We start from the raw sequence: 23,148 nt of genomic DNA, 5'->3' as shown, positions 1-23,148 counted from the left end.
CTCGGATCATACGTTTCCCCAAGGTAAGCCCTGGTCACCTTCCTAGAGAAATATGAATGACGTCCTGGATGACGGTGATTGTCAGTAGATGGCGAATTTTTCGCCTAAGTTGGGAAAATGTCAAGTGGTTTTGGTGGGGGTGTTGGGAGTCCTTACATGCTACGATATCCTAGGTATAGACGAGTATAGAAAGGTCTTTTAGCTCGGGGCTTTCCTTTCTTAATTATCTATTTTTTATCGACTGAAATTCCCAACCCTTTAGCAACGCCAGCACCATAATCAGGATCCGCTCCATAAAAATGCTTCAATTGACGCATTTGAATGTCTTTGGGTACGGGTTTCATGGCGCGGACAATATTACCAATTAATTGGGCCTTTTGATCGGCACTCATTAAGCGAAATAAATTGCCGGCTTGGGAATAATCTTCGTTGCCTTCGCGATGGTCGTAGCGATCTGCATCGCCTGAGATTTTTAAAGGCGGCTCACGAAAACGCGGATCTTCAACGGGGCCGCCAAAACTATTGGGTTCGTAGTTAACTTGCCCGTCATCGTTGCCATTAAATTTCATATGCCCGTCGCGGTTATAGGTGTGGACTGGACAGTGGGGTTTATTAATCGGTAAATCTGGATAATTAACGCCAATGCGATAACGATGCGTATCCGCATAAGAAAGTAATCGCGCTTGCAGCATTTTATCGGGAGACGCGCCAAACCCAGGCGGCATATTGGATGGTTCAAACGCCGCTTGTTCGACTTCTGCAAAATAATTGTCAGGATTGCGGTTCAGTTCTAAAATCGCAACATCAATGGGCGTATAATCTTTATGCGGCCATACCTTAGTTAAATCAAACGGGTGAATATGATAATTTTCTGCATCGCGTTCTGGCATCACTTGGATTTGTACTTTCCATTTTGGAAAATTATCTTTTTCAATCGAATAAAATAAATCACGGCGATGATAATCTAAATCACTTCCGGAAATTTCAGCAGCCTCTGCATCCGTTAAACATTCAATTCCTTGCATCGTTTTAAAATGCCACTTCACCCAAAAACGTTCACCTTTAGCATTCCAAAGACTATAGGTGTGGGAAGAATATCCGTTCATATGTCGATAATTTTTTGGAATACCGCGATCTGAAAATAAAATAGTAACTTGATGCAATGACTCAGGCGATAAACTCCAAAAATCCCACTGCATTGTGTTATCGCGCAATCCTGTTTGGGGATGGCGTTTTTGTGAATGAATAAAATCCTGAAACTTTAATGGATCACGAACAAAAAAGACGGGGGTATTGTTTCCAACCAGATCCCAATTGCCTTCTTCCGTATAAAACTTACAAGCAAAACCGCGAGGATCGCGCGCGGTATCAGCAGAGCCTAATTCACCTGCCACCGTTGAAAAACGCAAAAAGGCTTCGCAGCTATTTCCCTTTTTTGAAAAAAGCTTGGCGCAGGTGTATTGAGAGATATCTTTGGTGATGGTGAGCTTACCGTGAGCCCCAGCACCTTTTGCATGCACCACGCGTTCAGGCACGCGTTCACGATTAAAATGTGCCATGCGTTCCATGAGCTGATGGTCAATCAACACAGGCCCACGAGGCCCAGCGGTGAGCGAGTTTTGATTATCGGCAACGGGAATGCCCGCAGCAGTTGTCATGTAGGGGCATTTCTTTTTGCTCATAAAAAATCCTTTTTCTAGATTTTTAAGACATTGAGAGATTGAAATTATGAAAGGAAACGAAGCCTTTCGTCAAGGGTAGATTATTTTCTTAGAGCTGGACAAAAAGTGGTTTTGTAAAATTTCAGTCTGTGTTGTACATTCTCTGCCCATTTAATAAACTTTTAGTGAGAATAAGGGTATGAATTGGAATTGTCCGCATTGTGACTCGAGCATTACGAGGGGTTTAAAAAATCTGACGTCTTTAGGGTATAGGCAGTTTTTTTGTGTTGATTGTGGTAAGCAATTTAATGAACGCAGTGCGACAGCCTTAAATTTTATTATGTATCCGATTGATGTAGTGATGATGGTGGTTCAGTACTATTATCAATTTAAAGTCATGACCTTCCCCCTAAACTAGTACCAGGACACCGATGAGATATTCATGTTAAGCAGCCTGTTTCGCAAATTCAATAGGCGGCATATAATTTAATGAACTGTGTGGTCTTTTAGTATTGTAGTGCTTTCTCCATTGGTTGATTTCATGTCGGGCTTCTTCAATTGAACGAAACCAGTGTTGATTTAAACATTCGTTGCGGAACTTGCCATTTAAGCTTTCAACAAACGCATTCTGAGTTGGCTTTCCAGGTTGAATGAAAGCAAGCTTGGTTTTGTTTTCCCTGGACCAAAAGAACATTGCTTTGCTTGTAAACTCTGTACCATTATCACAAACAATTTGTTTTGGCAGCCTGCGTTGCTCACTAAGCTCTGCTAGGAAGCGTGCCACCTGACGTCCTGATATAGAAAATGCTGTTAGCTGGCCAATAAGTTCACGATTAAAATCATCGATAATGTTTAGCACACGAAAACGCCTTCCATTGGCCAGCTGATCGTAAACAAAATCCATCGACCAACGCTCATTTCTCTGAGTCGGTGATGACATCACTAATCGTAGTCGCTGTATTTTTTTACGCTTTTTTGTACGCACCTGGAGCTTTTCTTCTTTGTAAATCCGGTAGGTTTTTTTCTTATTCATGACAAGCCCCTCTGCTTTTAAGAGGCTGTGAAGCATTAAATAACCATACCGAGAATACTGAGCTGCCAATTCTTTTAATCGAGCTCTAATCAACTCGTCTCGTCGCTTTTTGGGTCCGTAACGGTAAGCCGTTCGACTTAGCCCGACTAGCTTGCAGGCCATTCGTTCACTCAGCTTAAAGGCGCTCATTAAGTGACAAACAACCTGCTTCTTGCTAGCAGGCGTTACCACTTTTTTGAAACAACATCCTTGAGCGCTTCATTTTCTAACATCTTTTCAGCCAGCAGCTTTTTTAACTTATTGTTCTCGGACTCCAGCTCTCGCAGGCGCTTAGCTTCGTTAACCTCTAGGCCAGCATACTTGCTACGCCAATTGTAAAAAGTACCGCCAGATATGCCTAAGCGACGGCACAGGTCTTCCACCTTAGCGCCACTTTCATGCTCTTTGATCGCTTTAATGATTTGTTCTTCTGTATAACGTTTTTTCATGTTGAGATCTCCTCGGTCGTAGAATAATTGGAAATCTCATCCATGTCATGGTGTTAAGTTTGGGGGAAAGGTCACTCTCAATCCATGAAGTTCCTACTTAAATCAAGACAAGTTGCAAGACTGTCCCTTTGAGTATTTCCAAAAATTAAAATAATGTTAAGTTTTATTTTTTACTTTTTGTTATCTATTCCAATTGCAAAGGCAATTGCGGTGCTTTATTTTTTTGTTGTTCATACCACTCTTGTGATAACCAGGGATTCAATAAAGTCTCACGAATTAAGCTTAATACCGCATTGCACCCTAAGTCACGAATATATTTCTTGAGTTTTTTCGTAAATTCTGACAACACATTAATCGCATGGCCCAGCCGCATTAAATGATGAAAGCTCTGCATCGTGTTCCAATCATAAGAAAACGCATGCTTGTAACGATACCCGTGATTTTTCTCACAGTTGATACTGAATTCCATCAACCCGATTTTTCTTGCGCCCCAATTAATGAGTTCGTGAACATTATCTTGAGTCGCAGCGATACTTGAAATCCAGGCATGATCAACATAACACGTTTCAATCTCACCTGTTTTCGGATTGACAGTATCATATTCTTCAAAACAGGCGATTAAATGAATGTTTAATTCCCAGTCGTAACCATAGGAAATATCGTTAACCCAATAAAACGATTGCTTACGTTTGCGATAATAGGGTTGATTCGGTAACGGTTCACGCGTATTTTTCTTCGCATTCAGTTTTTTAGCGAAGTTTTTCAATTTTTGTTTAGGGAATCGGATTAAATAATCCCAATGATATCCATGGGCTTGACCCATTACCGCTTGAGTGGCAAACATCGCATCGAACACTAACAGGATTTTTAAGCGCGGGAAATACGCTTTCAAACGACGCGCCAAACGCTCAAAGGCCGTCGTTGTGCAATTGTGTGAATAATTTTTATGAACGGACATCCAGTATATAAAAAATATCGGCAAGGGTGTGGTTGTTTACTGTTGTTTTCTTATGTTGCTTTATCGACCTCAACTAAACCGTGCTTAATCGCAAGGCTGATTAACGCAACATCGGTGTTCACTTTCAGTTTATCATAAAGTCGGTAGCGATAAGCGTTCACGGTTTTGGGGCTGATGAAAAGTTGTTTGGCAATCGCTTTGGGTTTGAGACCTTGTGCAATGAGTAACACAATTTGCATCTCACGTTTAGAGAGGATGTCAAAGGGGTTACGCGGTTGTTGGGGTCTGACGCGCTGGAGTGCCAGCTGCTGGGCCATGTCGGGACTGAGATAACGCTGACCGCTATGAACCCGCCGCAGGGCCGATTCCAATTCGGTGATGGAATGTGTTTTGGTGAGAAACCCATGCGCACCGGCAGCTAACAGGCGTTGGGCCAAGTGTTCATTGACCATCGCAGTCAGTATGAGGATTTTGATATCCGGATCAAAGCGCACTAATTTTTGTACGAGGACTAAGCCGTCACTATCTGGCAGCCTAAAATCCAAGACGACGACATTGGGGCGTTTGTCTTTAAGTAACTTTAAACCTTCTTGGCCGGTCGTTGCTTCGCCGATGACTTCAATACCACGGGCTTTTGCGAGTAAAACGTTCAACCCTTGTCGCACAATTTCATGATCTTCGATGAGTAGCACGCGAATCATAAAAAGAAAAAATCTCCTATTCATATGTGATCGGTGGGAGCTGTTTATTGTTCCTGAGGGGGCTACTGTGAGTTTTGCTTAATGATATGCCCTAGATAGTAACAAAAAGACAGCCTCGAGACGATAGGGGTGTCGTACTACGTAGTATGTCATCAGGAACCAAGGGTTAAACGGCTACCCCTGGTTGTAAATAACCAACAGTATGATAGGGTAATAAGCTTTTTAGATGCTTTTGCCATTAAGGTTTTTCCCTTAAAAGAAGAGATTGGCATGAAAAAAGTGAACAATCCACATGACTGTTTTTTTCGCAGCGCGATGTCGGATGTCCGTGTCGCGACCGAATTCTTTGAGCAGCATTTGCCAGAGCGGATTCGTCAGGTCGTGGATTTAAACACACTGGAATTACAAAAGAGTAGCTTTATTGATGATGCATTACAAAGCTCCATGGCCGATATCCTCTATGCTTTGGACTTTGGATAAATAAAATCCCTTGCCAGTTAGGACAATAATCAAAAAATGTGAGTTTCTAAATCTTAAGCTGTTTTTTGCAGCAATTCGTAGAATTGCTCAGGTGTAAAATTTATTTTATCCAACCATGATTTTACTATCCCAATCAAATCCTCTATTTTTTCAGGGTCTGAGTTTTGCGTCTTTTCTTCAGTCCTCTGAATCGTTTTAATTTTTGAGTTGCTATTTTTGAAAATAGCAGGATGTCGCGTGCGTTTCCCCTGCGTATCACCTTTGGTTCTGCCTTGCGGATTACCGCGTGGTTTGCAGAGATTAGCAGGCGTGCCAACGGTATCAAGCACCGTAGAAAAACCCCGTTGCGTTTGTGAAGGGGTCGCAGTTATTGATGGTTTTTCGTTATCCACTTGGAAGCTCGGCAAATACCGCTCCCATTTTTTCGGTAAAATCGGGGCAAGATTCCTCGCTAGATAAAGTTGCGTATACGCTAATGCTGTCATCCGCCACCAATCTTCTTCGTGCTTAACATCCGGTGTTTGGTATCGGTCAAATAACAGTTTGTCTTTATCAAAACGAAAGTAGTGTTCAATGTCATAGCGTCTATCGTAATAGTGATAGGCTTCTAATGCTGTGATTTCATTACGTCGTTCACCAGCGAGTCCTAACCAGAGTGGATTTTTATATAAAGATTTACCGTTAGCATCAACCGCAACCAATTGCACAACAGTAACAGGATGCTCATATCCTTTAAATTGCTTTGAACCACGCAGTAATTGGTCACGCCATATTTTAATCTCCAATTGGTAAGTTTTGCCACTGCGGGTTGTAATGGTTTGCTGCACAATCTCATCGGATTCACGGTGAGTCGTGCTGTCGTTTAGTTTCATCGCATCACCATAGCGTTTTATACTTCCTGAGGTATTATCTTCTATTGATGCGGGCGCGAAAACATTACGGGTACTGTTAAAACGGAAAAGATGTACCCAATTGGGATTTTCGCTAACCAGTTTACGGCAAGCTTCTGTACCATATTTTGAATCAGCCACGCTAACCACCAATTTATGAGTAAGCGCTAAGTCTGCAATACAACGGTTAATTTGCTGCATCCCAACTACATTGCCTTTTTCATCGCTTTTAACGCGCCTCGTATCCAGTGGAACTAACCAATGCTTTTCTTGAGCTGCACCATCATTGGGCAATAGTGATACCGTTGAATATTCATGTCCAATGGTAATCGGTTTGTTACCCGGTGCTGGATTAGGGCTGTAAACCACATGGCGATCTTCAACACAGTGTGCACTTTGACGCGACTGTGGTGTCGTATCCGCAATAATGATCACACGGTCATCGCTATGACTCACATGTTCATATTGTATTTTCATCATGCTATCCCAACAATTTGCTACCGACAAACCATCGCTAATCGCATCGGTAATACTACTGTATTCACGTTCAAAGTATGGCGATTCACATAATTCTATGGGTGTTTTGCAGCGATGGCCATGGCTTGAAAGGGCATCGAGTAAATTCATATTGGCATCGCGTCGCGCGGGGAAGATGTTGTAGAGGAATGTACGGAATTGTTTTAGTTTTTCTGTCGCTAACATCGTTTGTTCCTTATTTTATTTTTTCGAACAAACGTTGTTTACAACGTAAAATTTTTTTTCGGTTTCTATGTCAAGCAATTTTTAATTATTTTTATAAATTTATCCAAAGTCCAATTCATAGATTTTAACAAATTAGTGTCCGGTAATTTAGGGGAAGATTAGAGCTGTAAAAACAGTCTTAGTGGGAATAAAATCTCTTAGATATTCGTAGAGACTTTGTGTTTTTTTTGGTATTTCGTCTTCTATTTCTTCTACTGTAAAAGAATCAGGGAGGTGTTTTTCGAGAAACTCTTTAAGCTGCCTATTTAACTCTTCATTATCTTCAGCTCTAGATTGGTTCCTCTTGGTTATGAATATTTCTCCCGTTAATTGCACTAAAAAGGGATAGAGACCAGTTTTAAGAAAAAACAGATTAAAAACAAGATATAAAATTTGAGTTTTCTGGGTCATGCCTATAAGTTTTGGTACACGTTCTTGTAACTTATTGAGATTTTCTGTCCAGCGTTCGTCTATTATTCCATAGGGGTCGGGAATCGGTTGCCGATAAATGCTACTTATGCAAGAACCGAGATAGAATAAAGTGAAGGTTAAGGGCAGCCTGTCAGAAAAATTGTTATTTTCAGTTGAGGAATCATAAAGAGAAGGGAAAAGCCCTAAAAGCAGAGACAGAAGTAGCCAAAGGGAAGTGGAGAACGTAAAGCTTTCACGAACTGTCAATGCGAATTCTTGGAGTTCGGCAGCTTGACGGCGCGGCGGAAGTTCGCTTTTAGGTTCAGATTCTTTTGCTTCGTCTGCCATAAATCTTCTTCTCTAATTAATTTTCATATATAAGCTGTCAATCGTACACGTAGTTTAAAAAGTGATTATTGCTATCGCAAGCAAAAACAGGTTTTTTCCCTAAAAAAGCATTGTTTACTCCTCAACTCATTAAGAAAAGCTTATGGGGGTCTCCTAAAAACACGAAGTTCGCTGAAAATAGATTTTCGAGAGGCGCTCAAGAGCTCTCAATATGCTAGAATGCTTCCAACTGAGGGGGTATCGAATTGAAAGATCAAGAATTGCGTAAGGCGGGGCTGAAGGTCACGTTGCCGCGTGTAAAAATATTGAATATTTTGGAAAGCGCTGATCCACATCATATGAGCGCTGATCCACATCATATGAGCGCTGAAGATGTCTATAAAAAGCTCGTCAAAATGGGTGAAGATGTGGGCTTAGCCACGGTGTATCGGGTGCTTACGCAATTTGAAGCAGCCGGTTTGGTGAAGCGACATAATTTTGAGGGCGGGCATTCGGTTTTTGAGATGGATCAGGGTGAGCATCACGATCATCTGGTGTGTGTGAATTGTGGGTCGGTGCAAGAGTTTGTGGATGACGTTATTGAAGAGCGTCAGGAAACCATTGCAGAGAAAGCTCATTTCAAGATGACCGATCACAGCTTAACGATCTACGGTGTCTGTGCAAAGTGCGATAAATAAGGCAAAAAAAAGGGGCATCATGCCCCAGTCGGTTTTAACCTTTTTCCTAACCTTTAGAATTTGTAGGTTAAGCCTACAGATGCAAGGTTCAAGTCTGGTAAGTAGTTTCGTTCACTTACTTTGCCGCGACCAAAGACACGTGAGTAAGAAACGTCAACCGCAATGTGTTGAGTAATATTGTAACCAACACCGGCAGCGACTTTAGGTCGGATGAAGTCTTTTTGAGATGCGTCCCAAATTTGTATTGGTTTGCTAATGTTACCAAAAGAGGAAATGCTGTTTAGAGCATAAGATTTTGCATGAACGTCAGCAACACCGACTCCACCAAATGCATAGAAGTTGTCGAAAGGAATGGTTCCTTTAGCCATTAAATCAAATGCATACAAAGAAGTTTTTGCTTGTGCGTTCTGAATACCTGATAGACCTGCACTGTTTCTTACTTGCATTTCACCGAGGTTGCGTTTGAAGTCACTATAGTGAGTGAAACCAGTCTCAACTGAGAGGTACTGGTTAAGAGCGTAACCCACAGCAGCTCGACCAGCAAACCCATGGCCTTTGTTACCAAGAGTGCTGACAGTTGGGGTAAGTGAAGCTGCATTGCTTCTTAGGGGTGGTAGCTTTATTGTTTGAGATTCTTTGCCAACCCAACCATAACCAGCTTGACCACGAAGGTAAAAGCCAGAACCGTTTGCTGCTAGGGTAGTTGCGCTAAAACCTACGGCAGCAACAGCAGCAGCTCCTATAACAATTTGCTTTAACATGTTAATTATCCTCTAAAATTTTATATATAAAATTAATAACTGCTCTAACGCGTAAGAAGCAGCGATTCGTTTTCTTATCCGTTTGATGTCAAAAAAGGCAAAGAATATGCCTAAATGATGAAGTTCCATTAGGTAGTTATCCTATGAACTGTTCAAAGCTTTGTCAATATGTTGGGAATAAAATTTCTAAAAAGTTGAAAGCTTAAGGAAATATTAAGGGCGCCTCTTGCAATTGTTTTAAAAAATCATATCTAGCGGTAGGCTTAAGAGTTCGCGTGCATGTGCTAAGGTTTGTTCTGTAATTTTCGATCCGCTTAACATTCGTGCTAATTCTTCTACGCGTTCTGTTTGATTCAATTTGCGAATGGTAGCGCAGACAGAATTTGTTGAGGTTGTTTTTTCAACCTTAAATTGATGAGTTCCTTGTGCAGCAACTTGTGGCAAATGTGTAATACAAATCACTTGCGCTTTTTGTCCAAGCTCGCATAGTAGTTGTCCAACTATTTCTGCTGTTTTTCCACCGATGCCGGTATCCACTTCATCAAAAATTAAAGTGGGTGTTCCCTCTTTTTGTGCAGTGATGACTTGCAACGCCAGACTAATCCTCGATAACTCACCGCCAGAAACTACTTTTTGCAATGGTAAAAAACCTTGTCCTGGGTTAGTGCATACAATAAATGAAATTTTTTCGTTACCATAAGGAGAAATGATTTCATTTATTTTTTCAAATTGGATTTTAAATTCGCCTCCGTTCATGCCTAGCGATTGCATTTTTTCAGTGATATTTTTTTCTAATGTTTTGGCCGCTTTAACGCGGCCTTGACTAAGCGCGTTGGCTACAGCTTGGTATTGTTCTGAAATTTGTGCTTGATGTTGCCTTAGTGTCTCTATGTTTGCATCGATGTTCTCGAGCTTTTGAACGCGTTGTTCTAGCGATTTTTTAACGTCAAGCAAATCATTCGGATTCACGTGATGCTTACGCGCCAGATCGTGCATGACAGAAAGTCGCTGTTCGATTTGGTTTATATTTTCATCGCTTAAATCGAGGTTATTGCGATAATGACTTAATTCATCACCGGCTTCTTGTAAGTGTATGGCGGCAGTTCCTAGTAATTCTTTAATCGCTGTAATTTGGTTGTCACTGATTTTGATTTCGTTAATGCGATCGATTGCTTCCTGTAATAACATAGCCGCAGAAGTTTGTTCATTTTGTACGGTCAAGTCGATAGCTTCATTTAAGTTGTCAATTAAATTTTGCGCGTTATGTAATTTCTGATGTTGATGGCTGAGCGTTTCCCATTCGTTTTCTTGTAAATTGAGTGCCGTTAGTTCTTCTAATTGATAACGCAATAAATCTAATTGGCGGTCCCGATCTTGCGTTTGCTGTGATAGTGTATCCAGCTCAGCCGTGATCTTTCGCCACTGATGATAGTGCTGCTGAATTTTCGATAACATAGACTCATGATGTGCAAAAACATCTAATTGTTGTTGCTGGATTTCACGTTTTAAGAGTTCTTGATGTTGATGCTGACCGTGAATGGCAAGGGCTAATGTTGAAAATTCACGTACCAAATTTTGTGAACACGGATGACCATTAATGGTACTGCGCGAGCGACCGTCACGTGAAATTGTGCGTCGAACCAAACACTCAGTGCCTTCCGCAAAGTCTTGCGATTCGAGCCACGTTTTAGCTTCAGGGATATGAGTTAAGTCAAAAGATAATGTGATGTCACACTGATCTTCACCCAAGCGAATGGCATTGGTATCTGCGCGTGCACCTAGTGCTAACATGACAGCATCGACAATGATCGATTTCCCAGCTCCCGTTTCACCGGTTAAAACAGTTAACCCAGTGTTTAATTCTAAGTTGAGAGATTTGACGACGGTATAATTTTTCAAATAAATTTGAGAAAGCATATCGGTAAACCTTAATCCCTAAACTTTACTTGCACGTTTTTGCCAATCCAGTTTCTTACGCAATGTATCGTAATAATTATAATCTTCGGGATGAATTAATCGTAGTTGCTCAGCTCTTTTGTGAATTTTAATCACGCCGCCGGGCCTAACGAGCATACGGTTTTGGCCATCACAGCTTAAATAGGGCGATGCATCATTATGGGGTGACACATTGATTTGGATTTTACTGCTACTTTGCACGACGATCGGACGGCTGCTTAGTGTGTGTGGAAACATCGGTACTAAAGCTATTGCCTCGAGCTGTGGTTGCATTATCGGCCCGCCTCCCGATAATGCATAGGCTGTTGAGCCTGTGGGTGTCGTTACAATTAATCCATCGGCACGGTGGCTACATACGAATTCATCGTTAATGAAAATATCAAACTCGATCATTTGTGCAATATCACCTGGCAATAACACGACATCGTTGAGACCCATATCGTTGCCAGTGGGTTTATGATTTTCTTCGATGACCGCGTTTAATAAAAATCGATGTTCTTCACGATAATGTCCTTTCAAAATCGCATCGATTTTTGTTAAATCGTGGGGGTGAATGTCAGTTAAAAACCCCAACCGCCCGCGATTAATCCCGAGTACGGGTAGATCTTGTGGCACGGCAATGTGTGCTGCATTGAGCATGCTGCCGTCACCGCCGACGACAATTAACAAATCAGCATGCTGATTGAGTTCAGTGGCAGGTATAGTCTTGAGATCGTGGTCGTGCATCATCTGTGCTGCATTTTCTTCGAGCACGATGTCCTTATTGAGTGATAGTAAATGATCTTTCAGTGCTGTGAGGGTTTCCGGAACGCCTTCGACGCCAGCGCGACCCATCAAAGCAATCCGTTGAAATGCTTTATTATTCATGAATCGAGCATAGCACCTTTTCAATCTGTGATAAACTGGGTGGTGCTTTGCATGCGATGGGTCTTGAAAAATATGGATCTGCCCTTATAGTAATTCAGTGAGCAATCGGAGAGATCATGAGTAAAAAAGAAGATAACAAGAAAGAAGAAAACCAAGATAAGTGGCGCGAGTTTGCTGAAGAGCAAGAAAACTCGGAGGACGCTTTTGAAGAATTGCCCGAGATTGATTTTCCCACGCGTGGTAAGTTGGAAGATCAGCTCACCGAGATGGAAAAGAAAGTCGATGAATATAAAGAGAAAGCGATGCGTGCTCATGCTGAGATGGAAAACTCCCGTCGCCGTGCAGAGCGTGATGTTGAGAAGGCTCATAAATTTGGAAATGAAAAATTACTCGTTGATTTATTACCCGTTGTCGATAGCATGATCCGCGGCTTAGAAAGTCCCGAGTCACATGATCCCCATGTGAAAAGCATGCGAGAGGGAATCGGCTTAACTTTAGATTTACTTCACAAGACCCTATCGAAACACGGCGTGCAAACCATCGATCCAAAGCCTGGTGAAGTCTTTAATCCAGAGTTACATGAGGCGATGTCCGTAGTCCAAGACCCCAGTGCAAAGCCCAACACAATTGTGCAAGTCGTTCAAAAAGGTTATGAGCTTAATGGCAGGGTGTTGCGTGCTGCCATGGTGATTGTTACACAATGATGGTAGGGACCTCCCGAAAACACAAACCCCTTCTTTGGCAAGCAATTTCCAGTGCCACTTAAGGCTAATTTAAGGTTTGATAGATATAATTTATAGTGCGGACTTTTTATGGAGGCTCTGTAATGGCAATCAATGCTGACATCATCTATGGAAACGTTTATCCATTTGTGCGTCGATGGTTGGAAATTGTTTTAGGCAATATCCATTTTAGAGATTTGCGCGCCGCCAAAGATTGGAGTTTGCTGCAAGATTTATCTGCAGAAAATTTTAGAATTTACAGTGAACACGGGAGCGATGATTCAGACGGTGATTCTGATTCTGATTCTGATTCTGATTCGGGTTCTGGCTCTGGGGGTGGTTCTAATCTTCTTTCTTTTAGAGTCAATCGCAAAACGAATCCTTCAACGAAACCGCATCAATATGTGTATCGTTTTGTTAGCGATGTCGTGAAGCTGCACTGTATCGATCGCATGCTCACCTTGCCGGGATTTTACGCATTTTTGCAAGATATGTTGGCGCTTGAGAAAAATTACAAAGAAGCTTATGAGCAAGATAAAAGACTCGCAAAGGCAGCGAAAGATTTAATCGTGGGATATTGGAATGAGGTGAGACCGTCGGTTAATGGTACTCAATACGAAGATACTGCTGCGATGAATCAAGATGCTTCTTATTTGAATGCTGTTGCTCAACTGGCTGATGAAATCGCTGCTCAACCTGAAAATGATCTTGATCCTAAATTACCTTTTATGAAAAGTTTAGCCCAACAGGCCAAACAAGAGATAAGTCATGTGGCTTCACAATCCTTGACCCACAGTACCAAGCCTTCTCCGCTTTAGGTGATAACGTTCCCAAACTCTAAAATCCCCAAACCTTGGCTTGAAATCCCGAAAAGCACCCCCATCTACTCAGCAACACAGAATTTTGACGAAAAATCAAAGAGGACTGAGAATGGCTAACGAAATTATCGGTATTGATTTAGGTACTACCAACTCCTGCGTTGCGGTCATGGAGGGTGGCAAGGTGCGTGTGATCGAGAACGCCGAAGGTTCGAGAACCACACCGTCGATTGTGGCTTATACAAAAGATGGTGAAGTGTTGGTTGGTGCGCCGGCGAAGCGTCAGGCGGTCACTAATCCGGATAACACGTTATACGCGATTAAGCGTTTGATCGGTCGTAAATTCGACGATACTGTTCTTCAAAAAGATATCAAGATGGTGCCTTACAAGATTGTCAAAGCTTATAATGGTGACGCATGGGTTGAAGCGGGCGGTGAAAAACTAGCGCCGCCACAAGTATCTGCCCAAGTCTTGATGAAGATGAAAAAGACCGCCGAAGATTACCTCGGCCACGAAGTGAAACAAGCTGTTATTACAGTGCCTGCTTACTTCAATGACTCTCAGCGTCAGGCAACGAAAGATGCGGGTAAAATCGCCGGGCTTGAAGTTAAACGTATTATCAACGAGCCGACTGCCGCTGCATTAGCTTATGGTATGGACAAGAAAAAAGGCGATCGTAAAGTTGCAGTATATGACTTAGGGGGTGGTACGTTTGATATTTCAATTATTGAAATCGCCGATGTCGATGGCGAGCATCAATTCGAGGTGTTAGCGACTAATGGTGATACGTTCCTCGGTGGTGAAGATTTCGACTTGCGCTTAATTGATTACTTGGCTGACGAATTCAAAAAAGATTCTGGTGTTGATTTACATAGCGATCCGTTAGCATTGCAACGTTTAAAAGAAGCAGCAGAAAAAGTGAAAATCGAATTATCTTCTGCGCAACAAACGGATGTGAATCTTCCTTACATTACAGCCGATGCAAGTGGGCCAAAACACTTAAATATCCGTGTCACTCGTGCAAAATTAGAATCGTTAGTTGAAGATTTAATTGAGCGTACGATTGAGCCTTGTAAAACGGCTGTCAATGATGCTGGGCTTAAAGTATCGGAAATCGACGATATTATTTTAGTCGGTGGTCAAACACGCATGCCGAAAGTTCAAGAGGCGGTGAAAAATTTCTTTGGAAAAGAGGCACGAAAAGACGTAAACCCTGATGAAGCGGTTGCGATTGGTGCTGCTATTCAAGGTGCTGTGTTATCGGGCGAAGTGAAAGACGTTTTATTATTAGATGTCACACCGCTTTCACTCGGTATCGAAACCTTGGGTGACGTGATGACGAAATTAATCTACAAAAATACCGCCATTCCAACTAAAGCAAACCAGGTCTTTTCAACGGCAGAAGACAATCAAACGGCAGTGACGGTGCACGTATTGCAGGGTGAGCGTGAAATGGCACGGGGAAATAAATCGTTGGGTCGTTTTGACTTAAGCGATATTCCACCGGCACCACGCGGTGTGCCGCAAGTCGAAGTCACGTTCGATATCGACGCCAATGGTATTTTGCATGTATCGGCGAAAGACAAGGCGACTAGAAAAGAACAATCGATTGTGATTAAGGCATCGAGTGGTCTTTCGGATGAAGAAGTCGAAAAAATGGTGAAAGACGCGGAATCCCATAAAGAATCCGATCGTAAATTCCACGAATTAGTGGATACACGTAACCAAGCTGATGCGATGATTCATGCCACCACAAAATCGATTAAAGATTTGGGTGAGGAAGTATCTGCTGATGAGAAAAAATCGATAGAAAAAATTATCGACGAGCTCAAAGAGTTAATCAAGAAAGATGACAAAGATGCAATCGAAGCAAAAACGAAAGAGTTAACTGAGCACTCTTCTAAACTAGCCGAACGCGTTTACGCGAAAAAAGGTGGCGCTGAAGGTGCAGCCAGTGGTGCGGCAGGTGCAGCACCTGGCGGCGAATCGAAAGCGGAAGAAGGTAAATCTAAAGAAGATGTCGTTGATGCTGAGTTTGAAGAAGTTAAAGACGATAAGAAGAAAGACGACGAAAAATAACAATAATTAGCGTGAAAATGAATAACCTATGTCAAAACGTGATTACTACGAGATACTCGGTGTTTCTCGAAATGCAACAGAAGCAGAAATAAAAAAAGCTTTTCGTCGGCTTGCGATGAAATACCACCCTGATCGCAATCCCGGTGATTCTGAAGCAAAAGCAAAATTCCAAGAAGCACGTGAAGCCTACGAAATACTTGCTGACTCTCAAAAACGTGCTTCTTATGATCAATTCGGTCATGCTGGTGTCGAGCAACAATTCGGGGGTGGTCCCGGTGGTTTTGGTTTTGGGGACATCGGTGATATTTTCGGAGACATTTTTGGCGATATTTTTGGTGGCGGGCGTGGGCCCGCTCAACGTGTGCAAACCGGTGCCGATTTAGGCTACGACCTCGTGTTAAGTTTAGAAGAAGCAGTTCACGGTGTTACACAATCGATAAAAGTCCCAACATGGGTTACCTGCCAAACGTGTAGTGGCAGTGGCGCGAAAAAGGGTACATCACCAGTGACATGTCAGCGCTGTGGTGGTACAGGACAAATGCGCATGCAGCATGGTTTCTTGCAAGTGCAGCAAACGTGTTCGACTTGTCGCGGCACGGGAAAAGTTATTCAAGATCCTTGTGATAAATGTCGTGGACAGGGGCGTGTTCAACAAACGAGAACATTGTCAGTAAAAATACCCCCTGGTGTTGATACGGGCGATCGCATACGTCTTGCTGGTGAAGGTGAAGCAGGATTATACGGCGCACCGGCAGGTGATTTATACGTTCAAGTGCATGTCAAAGAACATCCCATTTTTAAACGCGATGGCAATGACCTTCATTCGGCAGTGCCGATTGACCTAGCAACAGCCGCATTGGGTGGCGAAATCCAAATCCCGACCTTACAGGGCAATGTAAAATTAACGATTCCGCCAGAAACGCAAACTGGTAAGCAATTTCGTTTGCGCGGAAAAGGTGTGAAAGCATTGAGAAGCGGTCTTGTGGGGGATTTAATTTGTCATATTCTAGTAGAAATACCCATCAAATTAAACGCAGACCACAAACAGCATTTAAAGAAATTTGACGAGCTGTTGAAAAAAGATGGCAAGGATCACAGCCCGCGTTCTAAAAGCTGGTTTGACACCGTCAAAGACTTTTTTAAGCAGTAAACAAAAGAGAGATATATCCCTCAAGAGAAAAAGGCCTTCAAGGGGCAATCTCACCTAAATTTTGATAGACTTGGTTTATACTCAGTACTAAAGGTGAGTGTCGCAAATATTCCTAGGGAGGGGTACTCTTTTGTTCCGCAAGCTGATTGCAATTATCACTTTATTCTTCAGCATTGTTTTCATGCTTGTAGCGCAAGTTGCACAGGCAGATGATCTTTTGCAAGTCTATCGTGCTGCCCTGAAAAATAATCCGGCTTTCAAAAAAGCACAAGCAGATTGGTTAGCTTTTAGTGAAGAATTACCGATTGCTTTAACAGGAACCGGGCAACCGGGCTCGGGTCTATTTACCTACGCTTCCTTTAATGCATTGGGAGGTCAGGCCTACGATAAAACAACATTTGGAAATACCGTCCTACGTAATGGCCATTTCGGGCTTGGTAATTACTTTGCTAGTATCACACAGCCTATTTTTAATTACGCCACATGGAAGTCGATCAGCCGGGCAAGTTTTACAGTAAAAGCAGCGACGGCGAGGTATTTGTTTGCTGCACAAGATCTCATGTTTACTGTAGTCAACGCCTATTTTACAGTGTTACGCGCCTATAATAATGTGCAAATTATTGTTGCTAAGCGAAGAAAGTTATTTGAGTTGCTGGGTGTTGCCAAATATCGCGTTAAAATAGGGCTGGACGACATAACCGATGTTTATGATGTGGAATCTCGTTATTATCGCGCGCTTACCCAGGAACAGGCAGCGGAGCAAGTCTTAAAAGAATCGATAGAAGCCTTAGAGGCCGTTACGGGAGTGAGATATACTATTTTAAGAGACTTTCCAAAAAGAATTCCTTTGGCAATACCCCAACCACAAAATCAAAGCGAGTGGGTGCGCATCGCGCAAGATCAAAATTATCAAATTCATGCAGATTTATATGCGATGCTTGCTGCGCGAGAAAAAATTAAAGAAACGGCTGCGGCAGGGATGCCAACGTTAAATGCGCAAATCGATTTTGAAAATCTTAATGAAGGGAGAACACGAGGTCCTGTGCCGGTTGCTCGGCGTCGTTTTGTGGCAAATGAAGTAGGCTTGGAATTAAAGTTTCCTTTTTTACAAGGTGGACACGTGCTGACGACAACGCGACAAGCGGAATATCAGTATTTATCAGCTAGTGATCAACTTGAATTTACACGTTATGAGGTGCGACGAACAACGGGCCAGGCATTTGTTCGAATTGATCAAGAGATTAAGCAAATTAAATCGGGGTACAACGCAATTCTTGCTTCGCAAGAAGCCTTGAAAGCATCAGAAATTAGCTATCTTGTCGGTAACCGTGTCATGTTAGACGTTGTCATCAATGCGGAAGAACTTTACGATACGATTTTAGTTTGGAATAACAATCGTAATGACTACATCATTAATCTCATTCAATTAAAGCAGCAGGCGGGGACGCTTTCTCCGAGAGATTTAGTAACAATAAACCGTTGGTTGTTGCCGAATGTAGTATTGCGAAGTAAATCCTCGTCACCCTCCGTCGCGAAATATTTTAAGATGAAGACGAGTAAATTAGAAAAATCACTCATGAAAATACAAGATAAAGAAGCGGTGCAATCGCGCTCTTTATCCAAGGCGAAATTATTGCCAAAAACATCACACAAGCAGAAAAAAGTTGCATTATCTAAACTGAAAAGTCACAAAATAACGAAGAAGCATTTAACATTGGCACCGAAGAAGTTAGACAAACGTAAACTTAAATTTACTAAAAAACATTAAAGAGAAGCAAGGTCCTACGGTTAAAAAAACAAAACCGATGGAAACAAAAAAGCTTGCTGTTAGGCTGCTGCCTAGCCCGTGGCATCGCTATCGCTACCAAAACCATCGATGCGCGCCATGGAGAGCGAAGCGAAGGCGCGTATTCCGCGGTAGGCTCGGATTTTTTGCCGAGCGTAAGCGACTGCAAAAAATCTTTACGAGCCGTCAAGTCATTTGAGAGCCCGTGCGTAGTCGAGCCGTGAGGTCGCGGAGCGCGGGCGACGAGGACGTCCGCGGCTATTTAAACGGGTCTGTAAATAAGATTGTGTAAATGCGATAGTCAGGGAAAGGTCGTTAAAATTATACGGAGTCTTTGACTATGGCAATGAAAACCAATAAATTAGATCCACAGGTTGTGGAATATTTTCTCAAACATACCAAGACCGCATCTGATATTTTCGGTGATACTGGTTTGTTAAAGGAGTTAAAAAAGGCACTGACGGAGCGTATTCTGGAAGGGGAGCTGACGGACGCGCTGGGTTATGCAAAACACGAAGTGTCTGGCAACAATAGTGGTAATTCCCGCAATGGGCACAGCCAAAAAACGATCAAAACAACAGATGGCGAGATGACCATTGAGGTTCCTCGTGATCGTAACAATGAGTTTGTACCGCAATTGATTCCAAAACATCAAACCCGCTTTGATGATTTGGATGACAAAATTATGAGTCTTTATGCACGGGGTATGACTACCCGTGATATTCAAGATCAGTTGAAAGATTTGTATGGCACAACTATTTGTTCGAGTCTCATTTCTACAGTAACCAACGAAGTGATTGAAGAAGTGAAGGCTTGGCAAAGTCGTCCGTTGGACAAGGTGTATCCGATTGTGTATTTGGACGCTTTAGTGATTAAAGTGCAGCAAGATAAAAAGGTTATCAATAAGGCATTGTATTTGGCTTTAGGAATTAATATCGATGGGCAAAAAGAATTGCTAGGTATTTGGATTAGCCAAAATGAGGGCGCTAAATTCTGGTTGAATGTATTAACGGAGTTAAAAAATCGAGGCCTAGAAGATATCCTGATTTGTTGCGTTGACGGGCTAACGGGCTTTCCTGATGCGATTGGCGCTGTGTATCCTAACACTCAAGTACAGCTTTGCATTGTACACATGGTGCGGAATTCATTGCGCTATGTGGGTTGGAAAAAGAAAAAAGAAGTGGCCGCTGACTTAAAAGCTATTTATTCGGCCAGTACGGTTGAAGAAGCAGAATTGGCGCTGACGAGTTTCTCTGAGAAATGGGATGCTGAATTTCCCTCGATTGCCAAAAGTTGGTTGACTCATTGGGAGCGCATTGTGCCATTTTTTGCTTATCCGGCAGAAATTCGGAGGGTGATTTATACCACTAACGCTATTGAATCACTGAACATGAGTATCCGAAAAGTTATTAAAAATAAACGAGTTTTTCCGTCGGACGATGCCGCTTTAAAACAACTCTATTTAGGGTTAAAAAATATAGCCAAAAAATGGACCATGCCGATTCGAGACTGGGGTGCCGCCATGAATCGTTTTGCCCTTATGTTTGAAGATCGCCTGGCGGATTTTGTATAAAACTTAAAATTCATAAGAGAGGAAATTAATTTGAACGCAATGTAGTTTTTGATAAAATTAAAAAATCAGTTAACACAATGGCTGATTCATAATTCTGACTGACGCGATTTACACAAACTAATAAACAGTCCCATTTAAGTTGTCGCGTATTGCGAGTCGATTATTGACAGGGATGGCAATAATCTATCACGAGCATCGCGACACGCTTGTATTATTGCAGCCTACATTGCCGCAACCACTAACAAAAAAAGTGCGTCAGAAGACAAGCCAATGAATTTAATTACCACTCGATTTTTTCGACTTGACTGAAGGACAGCTCGCTGCCGTCTGCTAACGTAATGGTGCCTGATGCATCTGCTTGATCGAATTCTATGGTGTTATGATCAGTGTCGATCGTGTAAGAATTATTTGTTTCAAGTACCCAGCTACCGGGATCATTAGCTTGTGCGGTAGGGCCTTGATTCATGCCTTCTAGTCTTACGGTATCAGTCCAGTCTCCTGTGCCACCTGTAAATGCATCTTTACCATCGCCTTCAGCAAACACAAAAGTATCGTTACCTTCTTCACCATAGACTTGGTTATCATTGCCGCTACCACTATAGAGGATATCATCACCTTCGCCACCCATTAAAATATCTTTGCCTTCACCACCATATAAAATATCGTCTCCAGCGCCACCATAGAGTTTATCGTGACCTTCGCCGCCATATAAAATATCATCACCACTTTCACCATAAATAGTATCTTTATCGCCACCGCCATAAACGATGTCATCACCTTCACCCGCGTTAATGGTGTCTTTGTCTTCTAATCCATAGATCGTGTCGCTGTATTGTGTGCCAACTAAAGTGTCTTTTCCATCAGTACCCATAATTACATCGCCACCCGCAGTGACATCGAATGTAAAACTACTAATTCCGCTGCTCTCGCTTTCGCCATTAGCAAAGCTAGTTGCGATGGCACTGAGATTATAGGTGTCAACGCCGGTCGGCGTGGAAATGGTGAGATCATTTAATTGCTCTGACGTGAGTGTCCAAGAACCATCGCCGTTATCAACACCGGCAGATAACGTCGCATCATCGGGTACGCCATTGATCGTGACGGTGATTGCTTCGTCAGGTAAATCAATACTATTTGAAATAACAGCAATGTCTAATGGGATATCGTTACCCTCGGCACCGGAAATATTAGCAACCGATAGAGTGGGTGCGAGTAGAGTTCCGCCATCATCCCCTTCGGTGACTTCAAAAATAAAGTTGGTGCTTGCACTGCTCTCGCTCTCGCCGTTAGCAAAGCTGGTTGCGATGGCACTGAGATTGTAGGTGTCAACGCCGGTCGGTGCTGTAATCGTGAGATTATTTAATTGTTCCGACGTGAGTGTCCAAGAACCATCGCCGTTATCAACACCGGCAGATAAAACGGCGTCATTGGGAATACCACTGATTGTCACAGTAATGGTTTCCTCGGGTAAATCGATGCTGTTTGAGGCTACGGTGATGTCTAAGGGAATCTCGCTACCCTCGGCACCGGAAATATTAGCAACCGATAGAGTGGGTGCGAGTAGAGTTCCACCACCACCGGCTTCATCGACGTCACTAACAACAGTATCGCTTCCTGTGTTGTTTTGTGTACTAGGAAAAAGAACAGCAGCATTCGGTTGAATGTCTTGTGTATTTTCAGCGACGTTAATGGTTGTATCACCGGTAAGAATAGCTGGGGCTGCTGCCGTGGCAGCTATCCCTAATTCACCTGCGCCCTGGTTCTCAAAACCGCTAACAGCAGTTGTTTGTTCAGCAGATTCACTTTGGATTTGATCTGCAACGTTTGAAAAAGCTAAAACTGGGCCGCCGCTTTCAGCGCCAGTTGTATTATCTCCCGCAGCGATGCTACTGATAACAGGAGCTGCAGCAGCGGCAAGTGGTGCCACAACTGCAAATGCGCCACTTGGAGCGGCAATTGTGAACGCGCCTCCTGTTGCCGTGGACCCTAAGACATTACCAATAACAGAAGAAACACTCCCCACCGTAGCTGGATTGACGAAGCCACCTTGGTGAATGTTTTCTAGGTTTCGGTTGGAGTCCAAATGCTGAGCATTACTTGACGAATGTTCTTGTGAGTCATCGACTCTTTTTGAGTCTTTAGGGGACTCTTGATTCAGGAAATCGACTATTGTTTTATCAGTAGCCATTTTTTTCACCTCATAGGAAGTCCACGACTTTTAATGAGCCATTTACACATTCATATACTTGAAATTATAGTACACATGCAAGAATTTCTCTTGCAGAAATAAGTTATAATGTAATGATTGAAAAGAGATTTTTAATATTTTTCTTGGAGGGTGACGATAATGCCTCACGCATCGCGTGAAAAACCGCCTAAGACCAACATGAAGATGTAACACAAGGCGCACATTGAGAGGGCAAAAGCGTGTAGAATTGAGTAACACAGTGCCCCGGCTATAGCACCGGCAGAAAAACCGATGATTAAAAAGCCATAGAGTCGCATTTTCCAGAACTCGACCTTACGACCCTTTATCCAATAGCTTAATAAAATACCCAGGTCTGTGGTTGTGCCAGTCATGTGGGTTGTGCGGATGAGCGCTGACCCATAATGCGTAGTCATGGCATTTTGCATACCCATTACGGCTGCGAGTAAATAGCCTGCTTGATGGAATCCCAAAAAAAGCAGGACCATTGAGGCAATCACCCCGCCTAGTTGGAGTAGCAAGCTAAAGTCGTATCGATAATCGATTTTAAAATATTGGTCTTTGATGATTAAGCCGCTAAGCATGCTGCCTAATAAAAAACAAAAAACCAGTGTAAATAAATGGAGAAATAATCCGTACTCGCCTTTTTCAAAAAGCTCTCCTGCTTGCGTTAAGTTTCCGGTCACGTAGCCCACTGGATTCTTCAAGATGCTGACCAAGCTAATGGAGCTGACATACCCTCCGTTAAAGGAGAGAATGGCAGCAGCGGAGTAGACCCATAATTTTCGTTGTTTGGTCGTGTTTTTCACGGTTCTCTCGGTAGTGTTGAGTTATTGGCTGA

General features: G+C 42.6%; 21 protein-coding genes. 9 read left to right on the top strand and 12 right to left on the bottom strand.

All coding sequences use genetic code 11. From position 1 onward, the window contains the following. Window positions 1–227: 227 nt before the first annotated feature. A complete protein-coding gene (locus ACJMKR_RS09110; protein ID WP_423062784.1) occupies window positions 228–1,682 on the bottom strand; it encodes a catalase in 1,455 nt (484 codons plus the stop codon). A 178-nt stretch (window positions 1,683–1,860) separates the two neighbouring features. On the opposite strand from ACJMKR_RS09110, the gene ACJMKR_RS09105 reads away from it, so the two are divergent. Then, on the top strand, window positions 1,861–2,079 hold the full coding sequence (locus ACJMKR_RS09105; protein WP_423062783.1) for a hypothetical protein: 219 nt from the start codon (window positions 1,861–1,863) through the stop codon (window positions 2,077–2,079). Between the two features lie 27 nt (window positions 2,080–2,106). On the opposite strand, the gene ACJMKR_RS09100 is transcribed toward ACJMKR_RS09105, so the two are convergent. From ACJMKR_RS09100 to ACJMKR_RS09090, 3 genes are all read right to left on the bottom strand, one after another. Beyond that, window positions 2,107–3,182, bottom strand: a protein-coding gene (locus ACJMKR_RS09100) for an IS3 family transposase (RefSeq protein WP_423062317.1) whose coding sequence is annotated in 2 segments (ribosomal slippage) — window positions 2,107–2,933 and window positions 2,933–3,182 — 1,077 coding nt in all. Because the reading frame shifts where the segments join, the coding sequence is not laid out codon by codon here. A gap of 184 nt (window positions 3,183–3,366) precedes the next feature. Further along, window positions 3,367–4,074, bottom strand: a complete 708-nt coding sequence (locus ACJMKR_RS09095; protein WP_423062782.1) for a hypothetical protein — start codon at window positions 4,072–4,074, stop codon at window positions 3,367–3,369. A 116-nt stretch (window positions 4,075–4,190) separates the two neighbouring features. Continuing rightward, the gene (locus ACJMKR_RS09090; RefSeq protein ID WP_423062781.1) at window positions 4,191–4,841 is read right to left on the bottom strand and encodes a response regulator; all 651 of its coding nucleotides are present in this window, start codon (window positions 4,839–4,841) and stop codon (window positions 4,191–4,193) included. 270 nt (window positions 4,842–5,111) lie between these two features. On the opposite strand from ACJMKR_RS09090, the gene ACJMKR_RS09085 reads away from it, so the two are divergent. Continuing rightward, window positions 5,112–5,321, top strand: coding sequence for an Rpn family recombination-promoting nuclease/putative transposase (locus tag ACJMKR_RS09085; protein WP_423062780.1), 210 nt, complete (start codon window positions 5,112–5,114; stop codon window positions 5,319–5,321). A gap of 53 nt (window positions 5,322–5,374) precedes the next feature. On the opposite strand, the gene ACJMKR_RS09080 is transcribed toward ACJMKR_RS09085, so the two are convergent. After that, on the bottom strand, window positions 5,375–6,913 hold the full coding sequence (locus ACJMKR_RS09080; RefSeq protein WP_423062779.1) for a transposase: 1,539 nt from the start codon (window positions 6,911–6,913) through the stop codon (window positions 5,375–5,377). Between the two features lie 147 nt (window positions 6,914–7,060). Then, entirely contained in the window at window positions 7,061–7,711 is a 651-nt protein-coding gene (locus tag ACJMKR_RS09075) for a hypothetical protein (RefSeq protein WP_423062778.1), read from the bottom strand. A gap of 245 nt (window positions 7,712–7,956) precedes the next feature. Here ACJMKR_RS09075 and fur point away from each other — a divergent pair, with 245 nt between their 5' ends. Next, a complete protein-coding gene (fur, locus tag ACJMKR_RS09070) occupies window positions 7,957–8,388 on the top strand; it encodes a ferric iron uptake transcriptional regulator (RefSeq protein ID WP_423062777.1) in 432 nt (143 codons plus the stop codon). A gap of 53 nt (window positions 8,389–8,441) precedes the next feature. Here fur and ACJMKR_RS09065 read toward each other — a convergent pair whose 3' ends face one another. The 3 genes from ACJMKR_RS09065 to ACJMKR_RS09055 form a co-directional block, all read right to left on the bottom strand. Further along, window positions 8,442–9,149, bottom strand: a complete 708-nt coding sequence (locus tag ACJMKR_RS09065) for an outer membrane beta-barrel protein (RefSeq protein ID WP_423062776.1) — start codon at window positions 9,147–9,149, stop codon at window positions 8,442–8,444. A gap of 237 nt (window positions 9,150–9,386) precedes the next feature. Next, window positions 9,387–11,066 carry a DNA repair protein RecN gene (recN, locus tag ACJMKR_RS09060; protein WP_423062775.1) on the bottom strand — a complete coding sequence of 560 codons (1,680 nt, stop codon included), beginning with the start codon at window positions 11,064–11,066 and terminating at the stop codon, window positions 9,387–9,389. Window positions 11,067–11,084: 18 nt separating this feature from the next. Next, window positions 11,085–11,972: an NAD(+) kinase gene (locus tag ACJMKR_RS09055; protein ID WP_423062774.1), complete on the bottom strand. Its 888-nt coding sequence runs from the start codon at window positions 11,970–11,972 to the stop codon at window positions 11,085–11,087. Between the two features lie 113 nt (window positions 11,973–12,085). Here ACJMKR_RS09055 and grpE point away from each other — a divergent pair, with 113 nt between their 5' ends. The 5 genes from grpE to ACJMKR_RS09030 all read left to right on the top strand — a co-directional run bounded on the left by grpE (window position 12,086) and on the right by ACJMKR_RS09030 (window position 18,510). Beyond that, complete coding sequence (grpE, locus tag ACJMKR_RS09050; protein ID WP_423064226.1) at window positions 12,086–12,676, top strand: nucleotide exchange factor GrpE; 591 nt, start codon at window positions 12,086–12,088, stop codon at window positions 12,674–12,676. Window positions 12,677–12,798: 122 nt separating this feature from the next. Further along, complete coding sequence (locus ACJMKR_RS09045; protein WP_423062773.1) at window positions 12,799–13,512, top strand: hypothetical protein; 714 nt, start codon at window positions 12,799–12,801, stop codon at window positions 13,510–13,512. A 112-nt stretch (window positions 13,513–13,624) separates the two neighbouring features. Continuing rightward, window positions 13,625–15,592 carry a molecular chaperone DnaK gene (gene dnaK, locus ACJMKR_RS09040; RefSeq protein ID WP_423062772.1) on the top strand — a complete coding sequence of 656 codons (1,968 nt, stop codon included), beginning with the start codon at window positions 13,625–13,627 and terminating at the stop codon, window positions 15,590–15,592. A gap of 28 nt (window positions 15,593–15,620) precedes the next feature. Continuing rightward, the gene (dnaJ, locus tag ACJMKR_RS09035) at window positions 15,621–16,742 is read left to right on the top strand and encodes a molecular chaperone DnaJ (protein WP_423062771.1); all 1,122 of its coding nucleotides are present in this window, start codon (window positions 15,621–15,623) and stop codon (window positions 16,740–16,742) included. A 130-nt stretch (window positions 16,743–16,872) separates the two neighbouring features. Further along, window positions 16,873–18,510 carry a TolC family protein gene (locus tag ACJMKR_RS09030; protein ID WP_423062770.1) on the top strand — a complete coding sequence of 546 codons (1,638 nt, stop codon included), beginning with the start codon at window positions 16,873–16,875 and terminating at the stop codon, window positions 18,508–18,510. On the opposite strand, the gene ACJMKR_RS09025 is transcribed toward ACJMKR_RS09030, so the two are convergent. Next, window positions 18,497–18,718 (bottom strand): hypothetical protein, encoded by a 222-nt coding sequence (locus tag ACJMKR_RS09025; RefSeq protein WP_423062769.1) that lies wholly within the window; start codon window positions 18,716–18,718, stop codon window positions 18,497–18,499. The genes ACJMKR_RS09030 and ACJMKR_RS09025 overlap by 14 nt on opposite strands. A gap of 150 nt (window positions 18,719–18,868) precedes the next feature. Between ACJMKR_RS09025 and ACJMKR_RS09020 the strand changes: the two genes are divergently transcribed. Further along, window positions 18,869–20,101, top strand: coding sequence for an IS256 family transposase (locus ACJMKR_RS09020; RefSeq protein ID WP_423062605.1), 1,233 nt, complete (start codon window positions 18,869–18,871; stop codon window positions 20,099–20,101). 280 nt (window positions 20,102–20,381) lie between these two features. Here the strand turns inward: ACJMKR_RS09020 and ACJMKR_RS09015 are convergent, their stop codons facing one another. Both ACJMKR_RS09015 and ACJMKR_RS09010 read right to left on the bottom strand, forming a co-directional pair. Further along, a complete protein-coding gene (locus ACJMKR_RS09015; RefSeq protein WP_423062768.1) occupies window positions 20,382–22,289 on the bottom strand; it encodes a calcium-binding protein in 1,908 nt (635 codons plus the stop codon). Between the two features lie 164 nt (window positions 22,290–22,453). Beyond that, window positions 22,454–23,116, bottom strand: coding sequence for a YoaK family protein (locus ACJMKR_RS09010; RefSeq protein WP_423062767.1), 663 nt, complete (start codon window positions 23,114–23,116; stop codon window positions 22,454–22,456). Window positions 23,117–23,148: the final 32 nt, after the last annotated feature.

Source organism: Candidiatus Paracoxiella cheracis, assembly GCF_049348705.1.
Taxonomy (GTDB): Bacteria; Pseudomonadota; Gammaproteobacteria; order Coxiellales; family Coxiellaceae; genus Paracoxiella; species Paracoxiella cheracis.
The sequence above is the reverse complement of the archived record's forward strand: the minus strand, read 5'-3'. Positions and strand labels throughout refer to the sequence as shown.